The sequence below is a fragment of the Erwinia sp. PME.40.26/001 genome (genome assembly GCF_055556675.1).
Genome location: NZ_JBVHNP010000001.1, coordinates 865521 through 887505, shown reverse-complemented (window position 1 = coordinate 887505; position 21985 = coordinate 865521). Strand labels below are relative to the sequence as shown.

At 56.8% G+C, this 21985-nt stretch carries 22 protein-coding genes; 11 read left to right on the top strand and 11 right to left on the bottom strand.

The window, feature by feature from the left end; genetic code table 11:
* Positions 1-2 precede the first annotated feature (2 nt).
* Positions 3-1148, bottom strand: coding sequence for a MalY/PatB family protein (locus ACZ3HG_RS04450; RefSeq protein ID WP_191935796.1), 1146 nt, complete (start codon positions 1146-1148; stop codon positions 3-5).
* Between the two features lie 100 nt (positions 1149-1248).
* On the opposite strand from ACZ3HG_RS04450, the gene cutC reads away from it, so the two are divergent.
* Together cutC and ACZ3HG_RS04440 are read left to right on the top strand one after the other, a co-directional pair.
* A complete protein-coding gene (gene cutC / locus ACZ3HG_RS04445) occupies positions 1249-2004 on the top strand; it encodes a copper homeostasis protein CutC (RefSeq protein ID WP_191932606.1) in 756 nt (251 codons plus the stop codon).
* 223 nt (positions 2005-2227) lie between these two features.
* On the top strand, positions 2228-3064 hold the full coding sequence (locus ACZ3HG_RS04440) for a hypothetical protein (RefSeq protein WP_465332008.1): 837 nt from the start codon (positions 2228-2230) through the stop codon (positions 3062-3064).
* 53 nt (positions 3065-3117) lie between these two features.
* On the opposite strand, the gene ACZ3HG_RS04435 is transcribed toward ACZ3HG_RS04440, so the two are convergent.
* The 6 genes from ACZ3HG_RS04435 to ACZ3HG_RS04410 form a co-directional block, all read right to left on the bottom strand.
* The gene (locus ACZ3HG_RS04435; RefSeq protein ID WP_191932604.1) at positions 3118-4215 is read right to left on the bottom strand and encodes a glycerol dehydrogenase; all 1098 of its coding nucleotides are present in this window, start codon (positions 4213-4215) and stop codon (positions 3118-3120) included.
* Positions 4216-4410: 195 nt separating this feature from the next.
* Complete coding sequence (gene cmoB, locus ACZ3HG_RS04430; protein ID WP_191933105.1) at positions 4411-5379, bottom strand: tRNA 5-methoxyuridine(34)/uridine 5-oxyacetic acid(34) synthase CmoB; 969 nt, start codon at positions 5377-5379, stop codon at positions 4411-4413.
* A complete protein-coding gene (gene cmoA, locus ACZ3HG_RS04425) occupies positions 5376-6116 on the bottom strand; it encodes a carboxy-S-adenosyl-L-methionine synthase CmoA (protein ID WP_191932603.1) in 741 nt (246 codons plus the stop codon). The genes cmoB and cmoA overlap by 4 nt, the downstream gene beginning before the upstream one ends.
* An 84-nt stretch (positions 6117-6200) precedes the next feature.
* Complete coding sequence (locus ACZ3HG_RS04420; protein ID WP_191932602.1) at positions 6201-6596, bottom strand: MAPEG family protein; 396 nt, start codon at positions 6594-6596, stop codon at positions 6201-6203.
* Between the two features lie 76 nt (positions 6597-6672).
* On the bottom strand, positions 6673-7497 hold the full coding sequence (locus ACZ3HG_RS04415; RefSeq protein WP_191935798.1) for a DUF72 domain-containing protein: 825 nt from the start codon (positions 7495-7497) through the stop codon (positions 6673-6675).
* Between the two features lie 107 nt (positions 7498-7604).
* Positions 7605-8174 carry a hydrolase gene (locus ACZ3HG_RS04410; protein ID WP_465332570.1) on the bottom strand — a complete coding sequence of 190 codons (570 nt, stop codon included), beginning with the start codon at positions 8172-8174 and terminating at the stop codon, positions 7605-7607.
* Positions 8175-8485: 311 nt separating this feature from the next.
* Here ACZ3HG_RS04410 and aspS point away from each other — a divergent pair, with 311 nt between their 5' ends.
* The 6 genes from aspS (at position 8486) to ruvB (ending at position 13845) form a co-directional block, all read left to right on the top strand.
* A complete protein-coding gene (aspS, locus tag ACZ3HG_RS04405) occupies positions 8486-10273 on the top strand; it encodes an aspartate--tRNA ligase (RefSeq protein WP_465332005.1) in 1788 nt (595 codons plus the stop codon).
* Positions 10273-10707, top strand: coding sequence for a dihydroneopterin triphosphate diphosphatase (nudB, locus tag ACZ3HG_RS04400; protein WP_191932599.1), 435 nt, complete (start codon positions 10273-10275; stop codon positions 10705-10707). The genes aspS and nudB overlap by 1 nt, the downstream gene beginning before the upstream one ends.
* A 110-nt stretch (positions 10708-10817) precedes the next feature.
* Positions 10818-11561: a YebC/PmpR family DNA-binding transcriptional regulator gene (locus ACZ3HG_RS04395; protein WP_191932598.1), complete on the top strand. Its 744-nt coding sequence runs from the start codon at positions 10818-10820 to the stop codon at positions 11559-11561.
* A gap of 31 nt (positions 11562-11592) precedes the next feature.
* Positions 11593-12114 (top strand): crossover junction endodeoxyribonuclease RuvC, encoded by a 522-nt coding sequence (gene ruvC / locus ACZ3HG_RS04390; RefSeq protein ID WP_118664008.1) that lies wholly within the window; start codon positions 11593-11595, stop codon positions 12112-12114.
* 96 nt (positions 12115-12210) lie between these two features.
* Positions 12211-12825, top strand: a complete 615-nt coding sequence (gene ruvA / locus ACZ3HG_RS04385) for a Holliday junction branch migration protein RuvA (RefSeq protein WP_062746285.1) — start codon at positions 12211-12213, stop codon at positions 12823-12825.
* A 12-nt stretch (positions 12826-12837) separates the two neighbouring features.
* Positions 12838-13845, top strand: coding sequence for a Holliday junction branch migration DNA helicase RuvB (gene ruvB / locus ACZ3HG_RS04380; RefSeq protein WP_191932597.1), 1008 nt, complete (start codon positions 12838-12840; stop codon positions 13843-13845).
* A 93-nt stretch (positions 13846-13938) separates the two neighbouring features.
* On the opposite strand, the gene znuB is transcribed toward ruvB, so the two are convergent.
* A complete protein-coding gene (znuB, locus tag ACZ3HG_RS04375) occupies positions 13939-14724 on the bottom strand; it encodes a zinc ABC transporter permease subunit ZnuB (RefSeq protein ID WP_191932596.1) in 786 nt (261 codons plus the stop codon).
* The gene (znuC, locus tag ACZ3HG_RS04370; protein ID WP_191933103.1) at positions 14717-15475 is read right to left on the bottom strand and encodes a zinc ABC transporter ATP-binding protein ZnuC; all 759 of its coding nucleotides are present in this window, start codon (positions 15473-15475) and stop codon (positions 14717-14719) included. Before znuC ends, znuB begins: the two co-directional genes overlap by 8 nt.
* A gap of 77 nt (positions 15476-15552) precedes the next feature.
* On the opposite strand from znuC, the gene znuA reads away from it, so the two are divergent.
* From znuA to lpxM, 3 genes are all read left to right on the top strand, one after another.
* Positions 15553-16512, top strand: coding sequence for a zinc ABC transporter substrate-binding protein ZnuA (znuA, locus tag ACZ3HG_RS04365; protein ID WP_465332001.1), 960 nt, complete (start codon positions 15553-15555; stop codon positions 16510-16512).
* Positions 16513-16524: 12 nt separating this feature from the next.
* Entirely contained in the window at positions 16525-17850 is a 1326-nt protein-coding gene (mepM, locus tag ACZ3HG_RS04360) for a murein DD-endopeptidase MepM (RefSeq protein ID WP_465331999.1), read from the top strand.
* 135 nt (positions 17851-17985) lie between these two features.
* Complete coding sequence (gene lpxM, locus ACZ3HG_RS04355) at positions 17986-18957, top strand: lauroyl-Kdo(2)-lipid IV(A) myristoyltransferase (RefSeq protein WP_465331997.1); 972 nt, start codon at positions 17986-17988, stop codon at positions 18955-18957.
* Between the two features lie 45 nt (positions 18958-19002).
* Here lpxM and ACZ3HG_RS04350 read toward each other — a convergent pair whose 3' ends face one another.
* Positions 19003-20229 carry an MFS transporter gene (locus ACZ3HG_RS04350; RefSeq protein WP_191932592.1) on the bottom strand — a complete coding sequence of 409 codons (1227 nt, stop codon included), beginning with the start codon at positions 20227-20229 and terminating at the stop codon, positions 19003-19005.
* A 207-nt stretch (positions 20230-20436) separates the two neighbouring features.
* The gene (gene pyk, locus ACZ3HG_RS04345) at positions 20437-21918 is read right to left on the bottom strand and encodes a pyruvate kinase (RefSeq protein ID WP_191932591.1); all 1482 of its coding nucleotides are present in this window, start codon (positions 21916-21918) and stop codon (positions 20437-20439) included.
* Positions 21919-21985 lie beyond the last annotated feature (67 nt).

The window sequence follows — 21985 nt, the reverse complement described above, 5'->3', positions numbered from 1 at the left end:
AATTAACGCCCGATGGCCAGCGCCAGCGTCATGCGGCGTAATGCTTCGTCCAACATCGCACGCTGGCAGCCGAAGTTGAAACGAATAAATTTATCGTCGCCAAAGTCCCGGCCCGGTGAGAAGCCCAGCCCGTGTTTTTCGAAGAACAGCGCCGGGCTGGCGACTTTCAGCTTGCTGGCATCAATCCAGGCCAGATAGCTGCCTTCCGGGGCGACCATGCTCAGGCCCGGCAGTGTATTGACATGCCGGGTCAGGCAATCTCGGTTGCCACGCAGGTAGTCCAGCTGTGCATCCAGCCAGGGCTGGCCGTCCCGCCAGGCAGCGGTCGCTGCGACAAAGGACAGCACGTCGACATCCGGCACCAGGCCTTTGCGCTGCCGGTTAAAGCGCTCACGCAGATCCCGATCGGGAATGATCGCCAGTGAAGCCCCCAGACCAGCAATATTAAAGCTTTTTGACGGCGACAGCAGGGTAACGGAGCGGCGGGCGGCATCTTCGCTGAGGCTGGCAAACGGGATATGCTTCACGCCCGGTTCCAGCAGCAGGTCGCAGTGGATTTCATCGGAGCAGACGACCAGGTCATGGCGCTGGGCAAAACGGAGCTGTGCCTCCAGCTCTGCGCGACGATACACCGTACCGCCGGGATTGTGCGGGTTACACAGTAATAACAGTTTTTCGTTACCGGTCATCTGTTCATCCAGCCTGTCCAGATCCATCACCCAGCGCTGGTCCTGCAACTGCATCGGTGCGCGGATCTGGGTGCGTCCGGCGAGTTTTGCCGCCTGCATGAACGGAGGATAAATCGGGGTCGGTGCGACAGTGCCCTGGTGCGGTTCGGTAAAGGCGCGCACGCTCAGGTTGAGACCGGTGACCACGCCGGGTAAAAATACCAGCCACTCCGGCTGTATATGCCAGCCGTAGCGCGCACTCATGCGCTCGATGACAAGGTGAATCAGCTCTTCGGGGGGCACCCCATAACCAAAGATCCCGTGTGAGATACGTGTCTGTAATGCTTCGGTAATACAGTCTGCTACGCGATAATCGGTGTCGGCGACCCACAGCGGAAGGATATCCCGATCACCATATTTTCGCCATTTCAGGCTATCGCTGTGACGGCGGTCTATCCGTTGGTCAAAATTGAATGCCATGATGCTGATTCCCGTTAAAATAAATACCTGCAATACCGATCAGACTAATCATCGGCATCGAAATAAACAACCAGCCAGCAGTGATAAACCGGAGGATGGGATGCGAAAACTGGAAATATGCTGCTACGGAGTGGACTGTGCCGTTACGGCAGAACGGGCAGGGGCTGACCGGGTAGAGCTGTGTGCGGCACCGGCAGAAGGGGGGCTGACACCGTCGGCGGGGGCACTGATGTCTGCACGGCAGCGTGTGTCCATTCCGGTTCACCCTATTGTCCGGCCGCGCGGCGGCGACTTCTGCTACAGCGAAATTGAATTCGAACAGATGAAGTCAGATATCGACTTCATCCGCGAACAGGGTTTTCCCGGTCTGGTGATCGGCCTGCTGGACGTTGACGGCCATATTGACCTGCCGAGGATGCAGCAGGTAATGAGGCAGTGCCAGGGTATGGAAGTGACGTTTCATCGCGCCTTCGACCTTTGCCACAGCCCGCTGCTGGCGATGACCCAGCTCACCGAACTGGGTGTGGCGCGTATTCTGACCTCCGGGCAGCAGCAGAGCGCAGAGAGTGGACTTCCACTGTTAAGGGAACTTACCCATAAAGCCCGTGGTCTGAAAGTCATGGCTGGCGCAGGCGTCCGCCTCAGCAATGTGCAAAAGTTTATTGATGCCGGCGTTATTGAACTCCACAGTTCCGCCAGCCAGCGTTTGGGGTCGTCCATGCGCTATCGTAAGGCCGGTGTGTCGATGTGTTCAGACGTCGAAAATGACGAATTCACCCGCACCTGTGTTGACGGTGACGTGGTGGCCGCGATGAAAAGCGCCATGTCTTTCGGTGCCCCGGTCAAAGTCGCCTGAGCGCGCGAATGATAATCCTCATGGTATGCGTCGCCCGCTTTCCATGATGATGCCCCCCGATTTTGCCGCGCAGCACGCCGAACCCTGACGTGATGTTTGCAAGTACCAGACCCCAGCTACCTTTGTTGGGGTTTTTTTTGCTTCAGACGCCGGTTACAGGTGCGTTAATACACAAAAAAACTCTACACTGCCTGCATCTCTTTACTCTGTCATGGAAGTCGTGATGAAGATTCATTTTTTAAGGTATTCGCTGATCGCTACGCTGACGCTGCTGGTCACTCCGGCGCTGCAGGCGGCACCTGCCTGTCAGCCCGGGTATCAGCAGGTCAACAGTAATAACAGCATCGTCATGCTGGGCGGAACGGCGAAAGGGCCGATAAAGCAGTTTGTGTTGGGTGAATTTGGCAAGGATGTAAACCAGCAGAAGCGCATGATCGGGGAGTTTGATCGCTGCGGCGTTATGCAGCGGGCCGATCTCCGCTACGACAAACTGGAAGGCCGCCTGCAGATTGGGCTGGTGCAAAATTTTGAACGCGTCAGTGATGGCTGGCTCTCCCACTATGAGATGACGGTGTCTGAGCTGCGCGGCGGTGAACCCGTGGTGATCAATGACAAACGTGGCACCACGCACTACCGCACCGATAAGCGCGGTATGATCGTCAGTTCGGCCGATGCCTTTACGCTGAAGGGGGAAAGTGGGTTCACGGAAACTACGCACTTTTTTGACCGCCAGTCGCGTCTGATCCGCAGCACATCCCGGGGCACGGACACCAACAGCAACGGCGTACTCACTTACCGCTGGAATAAAAAGAATCAGCTGGTGGCTTCAGACTCTGAGCGGCAGAAAATGACCTGGGACTATGACAGTCGGGAGCGTGAGCTGCGGCTGAATACCCGCTCTGACAGCCCGATGAGCAGTATGACAACGGAGGACGAATGTCAGCTCTGGGACGATCAGGGCAACTGTACGCTCAGTTATGCTCGCGAGATGGAAGTGTTCCCCGGGGGAATTGTCCGGCGAAATATCACGGCGGCTTACCGCTATGAGTACTGGAAGTAGGCCGGTCTCGGCTAAAAAGGCCGGCCAGCGTGGCCAGCCTGTCACGGCAGAGCTTACTTCACCGACTGGCTAAAGGCATCGACGGCCAGAATGGCATGGGCCACGTCGACGGCGCTCAGGCCGGGGTTAAGATTTTTCAGGGTATCCCCGTCGTTACCGGCCAGTGCGCCAATTTTCACCAGGTTTTCCCAGCTCTCATTTTCCAGGTGCATCTCTTTCAGCGTGGTCGGCATGTTTATCGCGCGGTAAAAACGGACGTAGCGGGCAATCTCTTCGTCCGGGCGCTGTTCGAGGATCATCTGCGTCAGCGTGCCGTAGGCGACTTTTTCACCGTGCGTCAGATGATGGATATCCCCTTCAATCGCCGTAAAGCCGTTATGGATAGCGTGAGCACCCGCCAGACCGGCATTTTCAAAGCCCAGGCCAGAAAGGAGCGTATTGGCCTCCACCACCGCTTCCACTGCCGGCGTCACCAGCTGTTTTTCCACCGCCTGACAGGCACTCAGGCCCCAGGTGAGCAGGGTTTTCTCACAGGCTTCAGCAATGGCCATCCCGGCAATCGTCGGATCACCGTTGACCATGGATTTGCTGTGCGACCGCTTGACCGCCCGGGCTTCAACGTAGGTGGCCAGCCCGTCAGCGATGCCGGAGGCAAACAGACGCACCGGAGCACGAACGCAGACCTGAGTATCCACCAGCACCAGATCCGGATTTTTGTTATAGAAACGGTAGCTTTCAAATACACCGCTGTCGGAATAGATCACCGACAGCGCGCTGCAGGGGGCATCAGTGGAGGCAATGGTCGGCACGACGGCAACCGGCTGCTTCAGTTCGTCGGCGACCGCTTTCACCGTGTCAAGGGTTTTGCCACCGCCCAGGCCGACCACGATGCCGGTGCCTTTCTCTTTTGCCAGATTAGCCAGCCGGGTAATTTCGCTGCCTGAGGCTTCGCCGTTAAACGCCGCGTAGTGAAAGTCGATATTGCTGGCCGCCAGTGACGCTTTGACCGTTTCGCCGGTCAGCCCCCAGACGATATCGTCAGCCACCACGAAGGCGCTGCTGCCCAGTTCGGCAAGGTATTCGCCCAGGTGATCGAGCTGCCCGGCACCCTGAATGTATTTCCGTGGTGATGAAAAAACAAATTTACTCATACCAGTTACTCCTTTCAGGTGAAATGAACGCATAACTGACTTTAGACTAATCCCTTAGTATTAAGATTTTTACCCAAAATGAGGTATTTAATAAAAAAGGACAGGTTGATTGACGGGGATCAGAAATGGGACGGCGCAGTGACGAGGGGGGAAGGGAAATACAGGGCCGTCGTGTGACGATCGGCCCTGGCATGGTCAGGGTTTGGTCGCGACCAGTACCGCGCGCAGCGGGGCAGGGTAGCCCTCAACGGTTTTCGTCGGGTCATTCGGGTCGAGAAATTCGGCCAGCGACTCGCTGGTCATCCAGCTGGTGCGACGCTGTTCGTCAGTGCTGGTCACCGAGTAGTCGGCAATACGCACGTTAGTGAAGCCGCATTTCTCCAGCCAGTTTTTCAGCGCCCCGGTGGACGGGATAAAGTAAACGTTGCGCATCTGAGCGTATCGTTCACCCGGCACCAGCACCTGCTGGTCATCCCCTTCCACCACCAGCGTCTCCAGCACCAGCTCACCGCCGCTGACCAGCTGATTTTTCAGCTGGAACAGATGATCGAGCGGAGAGCGACGATGGTACAGCACGCCCATGGAGAACACGGTATCGAACGCTTTAAGCTCCGGTAACTGCTCAATGCCCAGCGGCAGCAGGTGCGCACGCTGGTCGTTGCCCAGCAGCTTACGCACTGCCTCAAACTGGCAGAGGAACAGCTGCATGGGATCGATACCCACCACCAGGTTCGCGCCGGCACCCAGCATCCGCCACATGTGATAACCACTGCCGCAGCCGACATCCAGCACTGTACGTCCGGCCAGCGGGGAGATATGCGGCAAAACACGCTCCCATTTCCAGTCGGATCGCCATTCGGTATCAATGTTCACCCCATAGAGTGAAAACGGCCCTTTACGCCACGGCATCAGGTTGCGCAGCAGCTTTTCAATCCCTTCGCGCTGGCGGGCCGACAGCTGGCTGCTGTCCGCAGTGACGCTGTGCAGCAGATCCAGCGTTTCCGGCGTCAGCGCTGGCAGGTGTTCAACCGACCGGTCCCAGTTTTTAAAGTGCCCGTGCAGGGCTTCGCGCTGCCAGGCGGCGATTTGTGCGGGCAGCGTTTCCAGCCAGTGCGACAGCGGACTTTTGGCGATCAGTTGATAAAAATTTCCAAAATCCATCAGGCGTGACCTGCTTTTAAGGCCACCAGAGAGCCAAAGTTGAAACACTGGAACCACAGTTCGGCGTGCGGGAAGCCGGCCGTATGCAGGCGCTGTTTGTGGGTTTCCACGCTGTCAGTCAGCATCACATTTTCCAGCATGCTGCGCTTCTGGCTGATCTCCAGTTCGCTGTAACCGTTAGCCCGTTTAAAATCGTGGTGCATATTAAACAGCAGCTCGCCCATATCAGGGTCAGCAAAGCTGAATTTTTCTGACAGGACCAGCGCACCACCGGGGCGCAGCCCCTGGTAAATCGTGTTCAGCAGCTGCTGACGCTCTTCAGGAGCAAGAAACTGTAAGGTGAAATTCAGTACAACCAGGGACGCATTTTCAATCGGGATCTGGCGAATGTCAGCCTCGATCACCTCCACCGGGGTGTCGGCACGGAACGCATCAATATGGCGTCGGCAGCGTTCTATCATCGCCGGAGAGTTATCCACGGCGATGATCTGACAGCCAGGGGCCTGAATGTGGCGACGCACCGACAGGGTGGCCGCGCCCAGCGAACAGCCCAGGTCATAAACCCGGGAGTCGGGCTGAACAAAGCGCCCGGCTAACATCCCAATCATTGAAATAATGTTGGAATAGCCGGGCACGGAGCGCTGAATCATGTCGGGAAACACTTCAGCAACGCGCTCATCAAACGTCCAGTCGCCCAGTTTGGCAATTGGCGCGGAGAACAGCGTATCGCGGTTAGACATAGTGGTAAGTCCGGGGAAGCTAACGGAAAGGGCATATTCTGGCAGAAAGCGATGCGCGCTGCACCTTTTCTGCCAGCCTGACCGTCAGGAAAGGCCAAACACCAGGTCCCAGGGCAGGAACAGCAGATTGACCAGCACCATTCCTGCCAGCGACAGGAGCGTCAGGATCATCCCATTACGTCGCCACAGTACGGTGCGGCTGCGCAGGCCCCACGCATGCATCATGCGGCCAAAGAAGAAAAACAGGCCCAGCAGGTGCAGCATCCAGATATCGGCACCGTTCATCTCCATCATCACCAGCAAAAACATGGCGATGGGAATATTTTCTACCGCATTGCCGTGGATGCGAATGGCCAGCTGCAGATCGGAGACGCCGCCATCACCTATAGATACCCGGTACTGTCGACGCAAACGCACGACGTCGAGTAAAAACTTCAGGATAAACAGCGAACCAAGTACCACGTAAAGTGCACTGACCATCTCTCACTCCATGATGTAAGAATTATCTTGCCGAACAGGGTAGCGAAGAAACTTCAGGCTGTCGCCTGCCCGTCGATCAAAACAGCATCTCCTGCTGTGGCCAGTCGGGGACATCACCGATGCCGGGCACTGCCTGCCGCAGGGCAGGCCAGAGCGCGCGCACCAGATCGGGAGCGAAACCCACATCCGGTGTATGAATAAACAGCCAGGGCTGGCCCGCTGCACACCACTGCGGCAGACGCTGTACCCACGCCTCAAACCAGCCCGCATTGGCGGTGAGGTTATCACCTCCGATAAAGCGGATCATCGGCGCATCCGCCGTCATCACGGCGTGAACGGGCAACTTCGGTTTTTTACGCTGCGCTTCGATAATTGCCGGAGAGGAGGGAATGGCGCTGTGAACCCCACGCGTATCGAGGATCACCCGGTTTACACCGCGCTGATGCAGTCCGCGATTCAGCGTCTGCTCTGCCTCACCCTTGGCGAAAAATTCAGGGTGGCGTACCTCAACACCGTAGCGGAACGCCGCCGGCAGTCCGTCCAGAAACTGCCAGAGTGCGGGCAGGTCAGCGGGTGAAAACGCTGACGGCATCTGCAGCCAGAACTGCCCCATGCGATCGGCCAGCGGGGCGAGCAGATCAAAAAATTCGGCGGTCAGATCGTCACACTGTCGCAGCGCCGCCTGATGGCTGATGGTGGCCGGAAATTTAAAACAGAAGCGGAAGTCATCATGGGTCATGGCCCGCCAGCGCTGAACCACCTCCGGGCGCGGTAGCGCATACAGCGTGGTGTTGCCTTCGACACAGTTAAAGTAGCGGGCATAATCTTCCAGGGTGGTCATCCCCAGCTTTTTCCATTGTGGGTGCTGCCACTGCGGCAGGCCGAGATACAACGGCGTCATCGCATTTCCTGTTTAGGTGAACTGCGGGCGACTGTAACGTGCGAAGAGGGAGGAGCGCAACACAGATTGCGGAGGAGGGTGACCGGTTCCCTCCGGTCGGGACTGCCCTATTTTAGCGCGGCTATAATCTCCTCACTCTGGCGAACGCGGGCAATGCGCGGGAAGATCCATTCGACGCTGGCGTGATGCTGTTCCGCCGTCGCGGTGCTGCAGATGTCCTCGGCAATCACCAGATTGAAGCCCATTTCCCAGGCATTGCGGGCGGTTGACTCCACGCCGATATTGGTGGCAATGCCGCCCAGCACAAGGGTGTCAATGCCGCGTCGGCGCAGCTGTAGTTCCAGGTCCGTGCCGTAAAATGCACCCCACTGGCGTTTGATAACGTACAGATCGCTGGCCTGGGCATTCAGTGCCTCAGGGTAGTCCCACCAGTTGTCCGGCAGCGCACCGCCGGCATGGGCGGCATCCACCGGCTGTGTCAGCGCCTCCGCAAAATCGGCAGACCAGCCAACGCGAACCAGCACTACAGGAGCATTAACGGCGCGAAAATGCGCGGCCAGCGTGGCCGATCGGCGGACGACGTCATCGGCGGAATGCGGAGCATGGCCAAAGGGCAGAATGCCTTCCTGCAGATCGATCAGAACCAGAGCGGTGGTGTTGGGGTTAAGTTTCACTATCAGAATCTCCGCGAGAGAGTGGGAAACCGTCAAGAGTACAAATAAAAGGCCTCAGGCGGCGATGAAAATGATGTCGGTAAAGCGCAGTGTTTTGTTAGCGGTTATGTCGTGGTGATGATGTTTTGTTAACCATCTGCTCCTGTGAGAGAGCATATCGAGTTTTTTCTGCCCCTTTCCCGCGCCGACAGCACTTATCCTGTGAGCCATTTTCCATTATAATGGCAGCCATTTTTCGCGGCAGCAGCGCTCCTCAGAGCAGGATATTGACCATAAAGCTGTGCCAGCAGCGCTGAAGTTAAAAGGATATCATTATGCGTACTGAGTATTGTGGGCAGATCAATCTGTCTCATGTAGGCCAGCAAGTGACACTGTGCGGTTGGGTTAACCGTCGCCGCGATCTCGGCAGCCTGATCTTTATTGATATGCGTGACCGTGAAGGCATCGTGCAGGTGTTCTTTGACCCGGATCGTCAGGAGGCCTTCAAACTGGCCTCTGAACTGCGTAACGAGTTCTGCATCCAGTTAACCGGCACCGTCCGTGCGCGCGATGAGAAGAACAAAAACAGCGATATGGCGACCGGCGAGATCGAAGTGTTCGCCACCGATCTGACCATCATCAACCGCTCTGAACCGCTGCCATTAGACTCCAATATGGCCAACAGCGAAGAAGCGCGTCTGAAGTATCGCTATCTTGACCTTCGTCGTCCGGACATGGCGAACCGCCTGAAAGCCCGTGCGAAAATCACCAGCTTTGTGCGCCGCTTTTTGGACGAGCACGGTTTCCTGGATATCGAAACCCCGATGCTGACTAAGGCGACGCCGGAAGGTGCCCGTGACTATCTGGTGCCAAGCCGCGTACACAAAGGCAAGTTTTATGCGCTGCCACAATCACCTCAGCTGTTCAAACAGCTGCTGATGATGTCCGGCTTTGACCGTTACTATCAGATCGTAAAATGCTTCCGTGACGAAGATTTACGTGCGGATCGTCAGCCTGAATTTACCCAGATCGATGTGGAAACCTCCTTTATGACCGCACCGCAGGTGCGTGAAATCATGGAGCGTCTGGTACGCAACCTGTGGGTCGACGTGAAGTCAGTGGAGCTGGGTGATTTCCCGACCATGACCTTCGCAGAGGCGATGCGCCGTTATGGTTCCGATAAGCCTGACCTGCGTAACCCGATGGAGCTGGTGGACGTAGCCGATCTGGTGAAAGACGTCGAGTTTAGCGTCTTCTCCGGCCCGGCCAATGATGCCAAAGGCCGGGTGGCGACCCTGCGTGTACCGGGTGGCGCACAGCTGAGCCGCAAGCAGATTGACGACTACACCAAGTTTATCGAAATCTACGGGGCCAAAGGCCTGGCGTGGATGAAGGTCAACGAGCGGGCTAAAGGTCTGGACGGTGTCGCCAGCCCGGTTGCCAAGTTCCTCAATGCCGGGATTGTTGAAGAGATTCTGGCGCGTAACGGCGCTGCTGACGGGGACATCATCTTCTTCGGCGCGGGCAGTGCGAAAGTGGTGGCTGATGCGCTGGGTGCCCTGCGCCTGAAGCTGGGTCGCGATTTGAAAATCACCAACGAAGCTGCCTGGGCTCCGCTGTGGGTGGTTGACTTCCCGATGTTTGAAGAAGACGGTGAAGGTGGCCTGACGGCCATGCATCACCCGTTCACCGCGCCAAAAGAGATGACGCCGGACGAACTGAAAAATGCCCCGGAAACCGCTATCGCCAACGCTTACGACATGGTGATCAATGGTTATGAAGTGGGCGGTGGTTCCGTGCGTATCCATAACGGTCAGATGCAGCAGACCGTGTTTGGCATTCTCGGTATCACCGAGCAGGAGCAACGTGAGAAGTTTGGCTTCCTGCTGGATGCGCTGAAGTTCGGTACACCACCGCACGCCGGTCTGGCCTTTGGTCTGGACCGTCTGGTGATGCTGCTGACCGGCACCGATAATATTCGCGACGTCATCGCCTTCCCGAAAACCACCGCAGCGGCCTGTCTGATGACCGAAGCGCCAAACTTTGCTAACCCGGCCTCGCTGGCCGAGCTGGGCATTGAAGTGGTGAAGAAAGTGAAAGATCAGCCGTCAGAGAACGAATAATGGCGTTTAAGCATCCGGTTTCGGTTCTGGTGGTGATCTATGCCCTGGATACCCGGCGGGTGCTGATGTTGCAGCGACGTGATGATGTGGACTTCTGGCAGTCGGTCACCGGCAGCCAGGAGCCCGGTGAAAGTCTGCTACAGACCGCACAGCGGGAAGTACAGGAAGAGATCGGAATTGATATTAACGCCGGACAGCTCACATTCGAGGACTGCCAGCGTCATATAGAATTCGAAATCTTTGCGCACTTTCGCCACCGCTATGCGCCGGAGACTACCCACAACCGGGAACACTGGTTTACGCTGGCGCTGCCTGTGGAATGCGACATCACATTGAGCGAGCATCTGGCCTTTCAGTGGCTGGATGCCCCGGCCGCCGCCGCGCTCACCAAGTCCTGGAGTAACCGCCAGGCAATTGAAGAATTCGTAGTGTAATTTTTGTTTTTTATCTTTTGAACTTAGCCAAACGTTCAGGCGTCTGTCGGTGCAGCGAGATTGCAGCCAGCAAGACAGCCTGTTCAGCGTTGATTTGGAGACAAGAGTAAATGGCAGGACATAGTAAATGGGCGAACACCAAGCACCGCAAGGCTGCTCAGGATTCCAAACGCGGTAAAATCTTCACCAAAATCATTCGTGAGCTGGTGACGGCCGCCAAACTGGGCGGCGGTGATGCAAACTCTAACCCGCGCCTGCGCGCGGCAATGGACAAAGCCCTGTCGAACAACATGACCCGTGACACCATGAACCGTGCTATTGCGCGCGGCGTGGGCGGTGACGATGACAGCAACATGGAAACCATCATCTATGAAGGCTACGGCCCGGGCGGCACCGCTGTCATGGTTGAGTGCCTGAGTGACAACCGCAACCGTACCGTGTCTGAAGTGCGTCATGCCTTCACCAAAACCGGTGGCAATCTGGGCACCGATGGTTCCGTGGCGTACCTCTTCACCAAAAAAGGGGTGATCACGTTCGCACCGGGCCTGGAGGAAGATACGGTGATGGACGCTGCGCTGGAAGCGGGTGCGGACGACGTGATGACCTGGGATGATGGCACGATCGATGTGTATACCGCCTGGGAAAATCTGGGCGCGGTCAAAGAGGCGCTGGAAGCGGCGGGTCTGAAGGCAGAAAGTGCCGAAGTCACTATGATCCCGTCCACCAAGGCGGATATGGATGCTGAAACCGCACCTAAACTGCTGCGTCTGATTGATATGCTGGAAGACTGCGACGACGTGCAGGAGGTTTACCATAATGGTGAAATTTCTGACGAGGTAGCGGAAACCCTGTGATACACCGACCATCACATCTGGTGAGCGCGTAATGGCTATTATTTTGGGGATCGACCCTGGTTCGCGCATCACCGGTTACGGTGTGATCCGGCAGGTGGGGCGGCAGTTAACCTATCTGGGCAGCGGTTGTATTCGTACCAGTGTGACTGATTTGCCGACGCGGCTGAAGCTGATTTATGCCGGAGTCAGCGAAATCATCACCCAGTTTCAGCCTGAGTTCTTCGCGATAGAGCAGGTCTTTATGGCGAAGAATGCGGACTCTGCGCTCAAGCTGGGGCAGGCACGGGGGGCGGCTATCGTGGCCGCCGTCAACCAGGATTTGCCGGTGTTCGAGTATGCCGCGCGCCAGGTTAAGCAGACCGTGGTGGGCATCGGCAGCGCCGAGAAAAGCCAGGTGCAGCACATGGTGCGGACGCTGCTTAAGCTGCCCGCCAATCCGCAGGCAGATGCGGCGGATGCGCTGGCGATTGCCATTACGCACTGCCACCTGAGCCAGAATGTTAACCGCATTGGTGAGGGAAAACTGAACCTTGCGCGCGGCCGCCTCAGTTAGCAGCGGAAGACCGCGAATCAAAATCAGGCTGGATATTCATCCAGCCTTTTTTATGCTATAAACTCCACTCTGAATAGTTATCTGAAGGAAGCGAATGTGATAGGTCGTCTGAGAGGCATTATCCTGGAAAAACAGCCGCCTGTAGTGTTGCTGGAAGCCGGCGGCGTGGGTTATGAGGTGCAGATGCCAATGACCTGTTTTTATGAGCTTCCCGACCTCAATCAAGAAGCGATTATTTTTACGCACTTTGTGGTTCGTGAAGATGCGCAGCTGCTGTTTGGCTTCAACAGTAAACCGGCGCGTGCGCTGTTCCGTGAGCTGATTAAGGTCAACGGCGTCGGGCCGAAGCTGGCGCTGGCGATCCTCTCCGGCATGTCTTCCCAGCAGTTCGTCACCGCCGTTGAACGCGAAGAGATCGCCGCGCTGGTCAAACTGCCGGGCGTGGGTAAGAAAACTGCCGAACGCTTAGTTGTGGAGATGAAAGACCGCTTCAAAGGGATGCACGGCGATCTGTTTGCCACCGATGCGCCGTTTGCGCTCACCAGCGAAATGCCGGCCGAAGCCGCTAATGATGCTGAAAGCGAAGCCGTCTCTGCGCTGGTCGCCCTGGGCTACAAGCCTCAGGAAGCCAGCCGCATGATCAGTAAGGTAGGTAAACCGACCGCTGACTGCGAAACGCTGATCCGCGAAGCCCTGCGCGCTGCTATTTAACTGAGGTAGAGCATGATTGAAGCCGATCGCCTCGTTTCCGCCGGGGTTGTTACCGAAGAAGAAGTCATTGATCGCGCCATTCGCCCGAAAATGCTGGCGGAGTATGTCGGCCAGCCGGTGGTGCGCGAACAGATGGAGATCTTCATTGAAGCCGCTAAAAATCGCGGTGATGCGCTCGACCATCTGCTGATTTTCGGCCCGCCGGGCCTGGGGAAAACCACGCTGGCGAACATTGTCGCCAACGAGATGGGCGTGAATCTGCGGACCACCTCCGGGCCGGTGCTGGAGAAAGCAGGCGATCTGGCGGCTATGCTGACCAACCTCGAACCTCACGACGTGCTGTTTATCGATGAGATCCACCGGCTGTCACCGGTGGTGGAAGAAGTCCTCTATCCGGCTATGGAAGATTATCAGCTGGATATTATGATTGGCGAGGGGCCGGGCGCCCGGTCAATCAAGCTCGACCTGCCGCCGTTCACCCTGATTGGGGCCACCACCCGCGCCGGATCTCTGACCTCGCCGCTGCGTGACCGCTTTGGTATTGTGCAGCGCCTGGAGTTTTACCGGGTGGAAGACCTGCAGCATATCGTCGGCCGCAGTGCTTCCTGCCTGGGGTTGCCGCTGAGCGATGACGGCGCGCTGGAAATCGCCCGCCGTGCCCGGGGAACGCCGCGTATTGCTAACCGACTGCTGCGGCGGGTGCGCGACTTTGCCGAGGTTCGTGCCGCCGGTAATATGAGCGGTGACGTTACCTCAAAGGCGCTGGATATGCTGAGTGTCGATACCGAAGGCTTTGACTATATGGACCGTAAGCTGCTGCTGGCGATCATCGATAAGTTCATGGGGGGGCCAGTGGGGCTGGATAACCTGGCGGCAGCAATCGGTGAAGAGCGCGAAACCATTGAGGACGTGCTGGAGCCGTATCTGATCCAGCAGGGGTTTATTCAACGCACCCCGCGTGGCCGTATGGCGACCGGGCATGCGTATAAACACTTTGGCATCACCCGCGAAGAGCAGTAGGTAGCAAACCCCGGGTACGAGGCGACCGGAAAAAGGTCTCCTCCCGGGAGGGAGAGGGGCTGCCCTTTTTCGGTCAGCCCGCCACCATCCTGATCACACCGCCGGCTTCTTCACCATACTGATGATAAACATCACTGCCGCGCCCAGTACCACGGACGGGCCGGCTGGCGTATCGTAAAACGCTGAGAACGTCAGACCCGCCGTCACCGCCAGAATACCGAACACTACGGCCAGCGCCGCCATCTGCTCAGGTGAACGGGCGAAGCGCCGGGCGGTCGCCGCCGGGATAATCAGCAGGGAAGTAATAATCAGTGCCCCGACAAACTTCATGGCAACGCCGATGGTCAGCGCGGTGATCAGCATCAGGATCATTTTCGTGCGCTGAATATTGACGCCATCGACCTGTGCCAGGTCAGGACTGATGGTGAGCGACAGCAGCGCGCGCCACTGCCAGGTCAGCAGCAGCAGCACCACGACCACGCCTGCCACAATTGTCCACAGGTCAGTGGGGGTCACCGCCAGCAAATCGCCAAACAGATAGGCCATCAGGTCTACCCGCACGTCGGACATCAGGCTGACGACCACCATACCCAGCGACAGCGCACTGTGCGCCATGATCCCCAGCAGCGTATCAATGGCCAGGTGGGGACGCCGCTCCAGCCAGACCAGCACCAGCGACAGCAGCAGCGTCACGGCGATCACCGCGTAAAAAGGGCTGACGTTAAGCAGCAGACCAAAGGCCACCCCCAGCAGTGAGGCATGCGCCAGCGTATCGCCGAAATAGGACATGCGCCGCCAGACGACAAACGAACCCAGCGGCCCGGCGGCCAGAGCCAGCAGGACGCCCGCCAGCCAGCCCGGTAATAACAGTTCAATCATGACGGCCCGTTCCTTTGCGCAGGATAATTCGTCCCTGAAGATCGTGACGGTGGTTGTGATGGTGACGATAAATGGCCAGCTGCTCCGCGCCTCGCGGGCCGAACATCGAAATAAATTCAGGGTGTCGGGAAACGGCCTCCGGGGTGCCGGAACAGCAGATATGATGATTGAGGCACAGTACCTCGTCGGTTTTAGCCATCACCAGGTGCAGGTCATGGGACACCATCAGTACGCCGCAGTTCAGCTCGCGGCGCAGCTGGTCAATCAGGTCGTACAGCGCAACCTGACCATTCACGTCCACGCCCTGTGTCGGTTCATCCAGCACCAGCAGCTGCGGCTGATTAAGCAGCGCCCGCGCCAGCAGGACGCGCTGCATCTCCCCGCCTGACAGTTTCTGCAGCGGGTACTCCAGCAGCTGTGCGGCCTGGACTCGCTTCAGCGCCGGCAAAATATCCCCGCGCTTTACCCCTGGGCGCAGGCGCATAAAACGGTCGACGGTCAGGGGCAGGGTGACATCAAGGTGGATTTTTTGCGGCACGTAACCGATGCGCAGCTGCGCCGGACGCAGCACAGTGCCGGTGGTGGGTGCAATCAGCCCCAGCACCACGCGCACCAGCGTCGATTTGCCCGCGCCGTTCGGCCCCAACAGAGTCAGGATACGCCCGGGCTGCAGCGAGAGTGAAACGTCGGACAACACGCGGCGCTGACCGAAGCTCACAGAAATTTTATCAAGAGCAATCAAAGATGACATGTTCATTACGGGTTGCAGAAATTTACGGATGTTATAATATCACAATCCATCGACACTTCACGATGGATTGAATCATTATGTTACATAAAAAAACGCGTGTATTTTCAACGCTGGCTGGCCTGAGTATCGCCGCTTCGCTTGCCCTTCCTGCCCAGGCCGATGTTGTGGCCTCCGTTAAGCCCGTCGGCTTTATTGCAGCAGCCATCGCTGATGGTGTCACCCCGGTACAGGTTCTGCTACCCGATGGCGCTTCCGAACATGATTACGCCTTACGTCCTTCTGACATTAAACGCTTGAAGAGCGCGGATTTAGTCGTCTGGGTGGGCCCGGAAATGGAAGCCTTTATGACCAAATCCGCCGCCGCTTTACCTGCCGGCAGGAACGTACAAATGAGCGGTCTTCCCGGGGTGAAACCCCTGTTGCTCAAAGGTGGAGAAGACGAAGAAGAAGAAGAACATGAGGGGCATTCAGGGCACTCACATGGGGCAGCTGACAGCCACGAGCACCACCACCACGGTGAATATAATATGCATCTGTGGATGTCCCCGGAAATTTCGAAGAAAACTGCGATTGCAATCCATGCAAAATTATTGGAACTTATGCCGCAAAGCAAGGACAAACTAGACGCAAACCTGCAGCACTTTGAGGCAGAACTGGCGTCAGCCGATGCGAAAATCAGTAATCAGTTGGCCCCGGTGAAAGGGAAAGGGTATTTCGTTTTTCATGATGCTTACACCTACTTTGAAAAACACTTCGGTCTGACCCCATTAGGTCATTTTACCGTCAACCCTGAAATCCAGCCCGGCGCACAACGTTTACATCAAATACGAACACAGTTGGTTGAGCAAAAAGCGACCTGCGTTTTTGCTGAGCCACAATTCAGGCCGGCCGTGATTGAAGCCGTTGCCAGAGGGACCACCGTGCGTTCGGGCACACTGGATCCACTCGGGACGGACATCACCCCAGGTAAAGACAGCTATGTGACATTCCTCTCACAGCTGTCCAGCCAGTATGCGAGCTGCCTGAAAGGAGAATAGAGGATCATTTAAGTGCAGCAGATATCCCGCGCTGTCGCCCTGGCGTTTAATAACCTTCCGCGGCCCCATCGCATTATGTTGGGGTCTTTGACCGTGGTGACGCTGGCCGTCACCCTGTGGCGGCCTTACGTTTATCATCCGGGTAATGAAAGCCCGATTGTCAAAACGGTCGAACTCGAAAAAAACCAGTTACGAACCCTTCTTCCGGAAGCCAGCGAACCGATAGATCAGGACACCCCTTCTCCGGCTGACGACCTGCCCAAAGATGAAATTGACGAAGATGTTGCCGACGAAAGCGGCACGCACGATTACGTCATTTCTACCGGTGATACCCTGAGCAGCGTACTTAACCAGTACGGCATTGATATGTCTGATATCAGCCAACTGGCGAAGAGCGATAAAGATCTGCGTAATCTGCAAATTGGTCAGCAGCTCTCATGGACGCTGAACGATAACGGTGAACTTCAACGCGTGACCTGGGAAGTGTCCCGCCGTGAAACCCGGACTTACGATCGTTCGGGTAACGGCTTCAAACCCTCATCGGTGATGCAAAAAGGCGAATGGCAGAACAACGTTCTGAAAGGCGTTGTTAACGGCAGCTTTGTCAGCAGCGCGAAAAAAGCGGGTCTCACCAGCAGTGAAATCAGTGCGGTGATCAAGTCACTGCAGTGGCAGATGGATTTTCGTAAGCTGCGTAACGGCGATCAGTTCTCCGTTCTGATGTCGCGTGAAGTGTTGGACGGTAAGAACGAGCAGAGCGAACTGGTCGGCGTACGACTGAACAGCGGCGGCAAGGATTACTATGCTATCCGTGCCGAGGACGGCAAGTTCTACGATCGTAATGGCTCCGGGCTGGCGCAGGGCTTTATGCGTTTCCCGACGGTGAAACAGTATCGCGTGTCATCGAACTTTAATCCGCGTCGTGTAAACCCGGTAACAGGTCGCGTTGCGCCGCATAAAGGTGTGGACTTCGCCATTCCGGTGGGAACGCCGGTGCTGGCCGTGGGTGACGGTGAAGTGATTGTGGCTAAACGCAGCGGCGGGGCAGGTAACTACGTTGCTATCCGTCATGGCCGCCAGTATATGACACGCTACATGCACCTGAAAAAACTGCTGGTCAAACCGGGTCAGAAAGTTAAACGTGGCGACCGGATTGCTCTTTCCGGTAACACCGGGCGGTCTACCGGGCCACATCTGCACTTTGAAATCTGGATCAATAATCAGGCCGTTAACCCACTGACGGCGAAAATGCCGCGTATGGAAGGTCTGTCCGGTAAAGACCGCCGCGATTACATCGCTAAAGTCCGTGACGTTGTGCCACAGTTACGCTTTAAGTAACCTTGCTGCACCATAAAAAAGCCGATGGGTGATGCCATCGGCTTTTTTTTAGTGAAAAATGAGCATTCTTGCCAATAACTTTGCAAAATGCCTCGTCAGCACTATCATAAGCCCGTTATTGTCCGAGGCGAGTGCATGGAAAACACAAAAAAAAGTCAGATTGAATTTATACCCACTTTTAAAAGAAGTTTTTTATTACCGCGTTACTGGGGAAGCTGGTTGGGCGTAGGTGCGTTTGTTGGTCTCGCCCTGTTAACACCGCGTGTGCGCGATCCGCTGCTGGGCTCGCTTGGCCGGCTGGCGGGAAAATTCGCCCGCAGCGCACGTCGTCGTGCGCAGATCAACCTGCTGTACTGCATGACTGATAAATCCGAAAGCGAGCGCGAAGCGATCATCGATGAGATGTTTGCCGTCGCCCCGCAGTCGATGGCGATGATGGCCGAACTGGCCCTGCGCCCGGAACACGCTAAAAAGCGCATCCGCTGGCACGGCAGAGAAATTATCGAAGAATTACAGCGTGACGGGAAAAATGTCATTTTCCTCGTGCCTCACGCCTGGGCTGTTGACCTGCCTGCGATGGTACTGGCGTCTGAGGGGCAGCCGATGGCGGCCATGTTCCACAACCAGAGTAACCCGGTGATGGATTATGTCTGGAACCGAGTGCGCCGCCGTTTTGGCGGGCGCATGCACGCGCGCAACGACGGGATCAAACCCTTTATTATGTCTATCCGCCAGGGATACTGGGGCTATTACCTTCCTGACCAGGATCACGGCGCGGAGCAGAGTGAGTTTGTTGAATTCTTTGATACCTATAAGGCTACGCTGCCTGCGGTAGGGAGAATGATGAAAGTCTGTCGCGCGAAAGTTGTGCCGTTATTCCCGTCCTATGACAGTAAAAACCATTGTCTGGACATCTACCTGCGACCGCCGATGGACGACCTGCCAGATGCTGATGATGTCTCTCAGGCCCGCCGACTGAATGAAGAGGTGGAAGTCTTTGTCCGTCCTCATCCGGAACAGTACACCTGGATCCTGAAGCTGCTGAAAACCCGTAAGCCGGGTGAGAAAGAGCCGTACGATCGCCAGGAGCTTTATCCAAAGAAGTGACAGGCAAAACAGGGGGCAACACTTCTGCCCGTTACCCCCTGTTTTTCAGTTAAGTACCGACCGGCGCTGCCACTCCTTTAGAAAGCCCCTCACCAGAATAAACCACACGACGCCAAAGGCCAGGTTGACCAGGCTGAACGCGCGGGACCCGTCGCTGAAATAAGCAAATTTCGCCAGTTCGATCCCCAGAGCAAAGACCAGAATACTGATCATGCCGAGCATGGCGGCCACGCTGCCTTTTCCTGCCTCGCTGGAAAACAGCGTCAGGCGATAGAGCCCGGCGTTGACCAGCCCGGTACCAAAGCCGTACAGGCTCAGTCCGGCCGTGAGCCAGAGATAGCTGTGATTATCGATCGCCGAGGCCAGCGCAGCGATGCCCAGACCCAGCAGGATTGGCCAGGCCCCGAAGCGCAGTGGGCGATCGATGGGCAAGCGTGATGCCAGCTTACCCAGCGTCAGGTTACCGGCGATCATCGCCACAAACACCGGCAGTTGCAGCAGGGCATAATCAAGGCGGGACAGCCCTTCATCATGGATCAGGATCACCGGTGAGAGCGCCACCCAGGCGAGGCAGGGGATGCTCACCAGGCCGATAGCCAGAGAGCCGCTCATTACCTGACGATCTTTAAACAGCGCCAGATAGCCTTTACCCAGGGACGACAGGGAGATCGAAACCTGCTTATCCCCGGCGGTTTCTGGCATGGTTCGCCACAGTCCGACCAGGGCGACAGCGGTGACGATAGCGAACAGCCAGAACATCGTGCGCCAGTCGCCGATTTCCAGGAAGGCCGCACCGGCCAGCGGGCCCGCCAGGGGAGCCAGCAAGGCGACGTTGGCCATCAACGCCATCATTCGCACACTCAGGGCTTCATTGAAGGCCTCCTGAATGGCGGCATAGCCCACAGCGCCGATAAAGCACAGGCTGATCCCCTGCAGAAAGCGCAGCAGAATGAATTGCTCAATGCTCTGTACCCAGTGGGTGGCCATGCAGGTGAGCATAAAGAAGGTGACGCCTGCCAGCATCACCGGCCGGCGTCCCAGTTTGTCCGACAGCGGCCCCAGCAGCCACTGTAAAACAATGCCGCCGACCAGATAGGCCGTCAGCGAGGCCGAAACCCACTCCGGCCCCACACCAAATTCACGGGTGACCAGCAGCATTCCCGGCTGGATCATATCGTGAGCAATATAGGTCGCAAATTCGAACAAAACTAATGACAGGGGAAAAATAAGGTGCCGACGGGTAAGGGTCGACACGGGGACATATGACGCCATTCTGGCTCCCTCCAGTGTGTTCAAAACATTCATTACGGGCAGTCGCCTGAACAGGCTCGCTAACATACCGCATTTTCACCTGTGCAGACTGCACTAATGTGAATAAAAGCGTGATGACAGCGCACGGACAGGGCGACAGAAAAACGAGGGGGAAAGAGGAGGACACTTCCTGCCCGGGCTGACAGTGCCCGGGCAGGTCACAGCGTATTATTCAACGCGCAGCACGCGGCTGGTGTTGGTTGTACCCGTGGTGCTCATCACATCGCCCTGAGTGACGATAACCAGATCGCCTGACATCAGGAATCCTTTCTCACGCAGCAGGTTGACCGCATCGTGTGCCGCCGCCACGCCGTCGCTGTTGCTGTCGAAAAACACCGGCGTCACGCCACGATACAGTGCAGTGAGGTTCAGCGTGCGCTCGTGGCGCGACATGGCAAAAATCGGCAGGCCGGAGGTGATACGTGAAGTCATCAGCGCGGTACGGCCGGATTCGGTCATGGTAATAATCGCGGTGACACCCTGCAGATGGTTCGCCGCATACATGGCCGACATCGCGATGGCTTCTTCGATATTATCAAACTGCACGTCAAGGCGGTGCTTGGAGACGTTGATGCTGGGGATCTTCTCCGCGCCCAGGCAAACCTTCGCCATGGCAGAGACGGTTTCGGCGGGATACTGACCTGCTGCCGTTTCCGCTGACAGCATCACCGCATCGGTGCCATCGAGCACGGCGTTGGCCACGTCCATGACTTCCGCACGGGTTGGCATCGGGTTAGTGATCATCGACTCCATCATCTGGGTGGCGGTAATGACGGAACGGTTCAACTGGCGGGCGCGGCGAATAAGGGCTTTCTGGATCCCGACCAGCTCAGGGTCGCCAATTTCAACGCCCAGATCCCCCCTGGCGACCATCACCACATCCGAGGCCAGGATAATGTCATCCATCGCTTCCTGGCTGGCTACGGCCTCTGCGCGCTCTACCTTGGAGACAATCATGGCCTCACAGCCAGCTTCGCGCGCCAGACGGCGGGCATAGTGCAGGTCTTCACCACAGCGCGGGAAGGATACCGCCAGATAGTCGACGCCAATTTTAGCGGCGGTCAGAATATCCGCTTTGTCTTTTTCCGTCAGGGCTTCGGCCGACAGGCCACCGCCCAGCTTGTTAATCCCTTTGTTATTGGACAGTGGGCCACCGACGGTCACTTCGGTAAACACTTTCATGCCCTGAACTTCCAGCACTTTCAGCTGAACGCGGCCGTCGTCGAGCAGCAGAATATCACCAGGAACAACGTCAGCTGGCAGGCCTTTGTAGTCGATGCCGACTTTCTCACGGTCGCCTTCGCCTTTACCCAGGCTGGCATCCAGCAGGAAGCGCTCACCAATATTCAGGAAAACTTTGCCTTCTTTAAAGGTTGATACACGGATCTTCGGGCCTTGTAAGTCCCCCAGAATAGCCACGTGGCGGCCGAGTTTAGCGGCAATTTCACGCACTTTATCCGCACGCATCTGGTGATCTTCGGCGGTGCCATGCGAGAAGTTCAGACGAACGACGTTGGCGCCGGCAGCGATGACTTTTTCAAGGTTATTATCGCGATCGGTGGCGGGGCCCAGTGTGGTGACAATCTTGGTTCTTCTGAGACGACGGGAGGTGGACTTTGGGATTACGGCTGGAGACGACTGGTTAATCATTTAGGGTACACCTTTTGTGAATTGTTATGTCGAATCTATGACTAAATATACTCGTCTGTGTCGCAAG

Coding starts and splice junctions, on each gene's coding strand:
- nudB (WP_191932599.1), top strand. CDS start 10,273: ATGGCGTTTAAGCATCCGGTTTCGGTTCTGGTGGTGATCTATGCCCTG.
- cmoA (WP_191932603.1), bottom strand. CDS start 6,116: ATGTCTAACCGCGATACGCTGTTCTCCGCGCCAATTGCCAAACTGGGC.
- cutC (WP_191932606.1), top strand. CDS start 1,249: ATGCGAAAACTGGAAATATGCTGCTACGGAGTGGACTGTGCCGTTACG.
- znuA (WP_465332001.1), top strand. CDS start 15,553: ATGTTACATAAAAAAACGCGTGTATTTTCAACGCTGGCTGGCCTGAGT.
- ACZ3HG_RS04415 (WP_191935798.1), bottom strand. CDS start 7,497: ATGACGCCGTTGTATCTCGGCCTGCCGCAGTGGCAGCACCCACAATGG.
- ruvB (WP_191932597.1), top strand. CDS start 12,838: ATGATTGAAGCCGATCGCCTCGTTTCCGCCGGGGTTGTTACCGAAGAA.
- ruvC (WP_118664008.1), top strand. CDS start 11,593: ATGGCTATTATTTTGGGGATCGACCCTGGTTCGCGCATCACCGGTTAC.
- lpxM (WP_465331997.1), top strand. CDS start 17,986: ATGGAAAACACAAAAAAAAGTCAGATTGAATTTATACCCACTTTTAAA.
- ACZ3HG_RS04435 (WP_191932604.1), bottom strand. CDS start 4,215: ATGAGTAAATTTGTTTTTTCATCACCACGGAAATACATTCAGGGTGCC.
- ACZ3HG_RS04395 (WP_191932598.1), top strand. CDS start 10,818: ATGGCAGGACATAGTAAATGGGCGAACACCAAGCACCGCAAGGCTGCT.
- ACZ3HG_RS04450 (WP_191935796.1), bottom strand. CDS start 1,148: ATGGCATTCAATTTTGACCAACGGATAGACCGCCGTCACAGCGATAGC.
- ACZ3HG_RS04440 (WP_465332008.1), top strand. CDS start 2,228: ATGAAGATTCATTTTTTAAGGTATTCGCTGATCGCTACGCTGACGCTG.
- znuC (WP_191933103.1), bottom strand. CDS start 15,475: ATGTCATCTTTGATTGCTCTTGATAAAATTTCTGTGAGCTTCGGTCAG.
- ACZ3HG_RS04350 (WP_191932592.1), bottom strand. CDS start 20,229: ATGGCGTCATATGTCCCCGTGTCGACCCTTACCCGTCGGCACCTTATT.
- pyk (WP_191932591.1), bottom strand. CDS start 21,918: ATGATTAACCAGTCGTCTCCAGCCGTAATCCCAAAGTCCACCTCCCGT.
- aspS (WP_465332005.1), top strand. CDS start 8,486: ATGCGTACTGAGTATTGTGGGCAGATCAATCTGTCTCATGTAGGCCAG.
- znuB (WP_191932596.1), bottom strand. CDS start 14,724: ATGATTGAACTGTTATTACCGGGCTGGCTGGCGGGCGTCCTGCTGGCT.
- ACZ3HG_RS04420 (WP_191932602.1), bottom strand. CDS start 6,596: ATGGTCAGTGCACTTTACGTGGTACTTGGTTCGCTGTTTATCCTGAAG.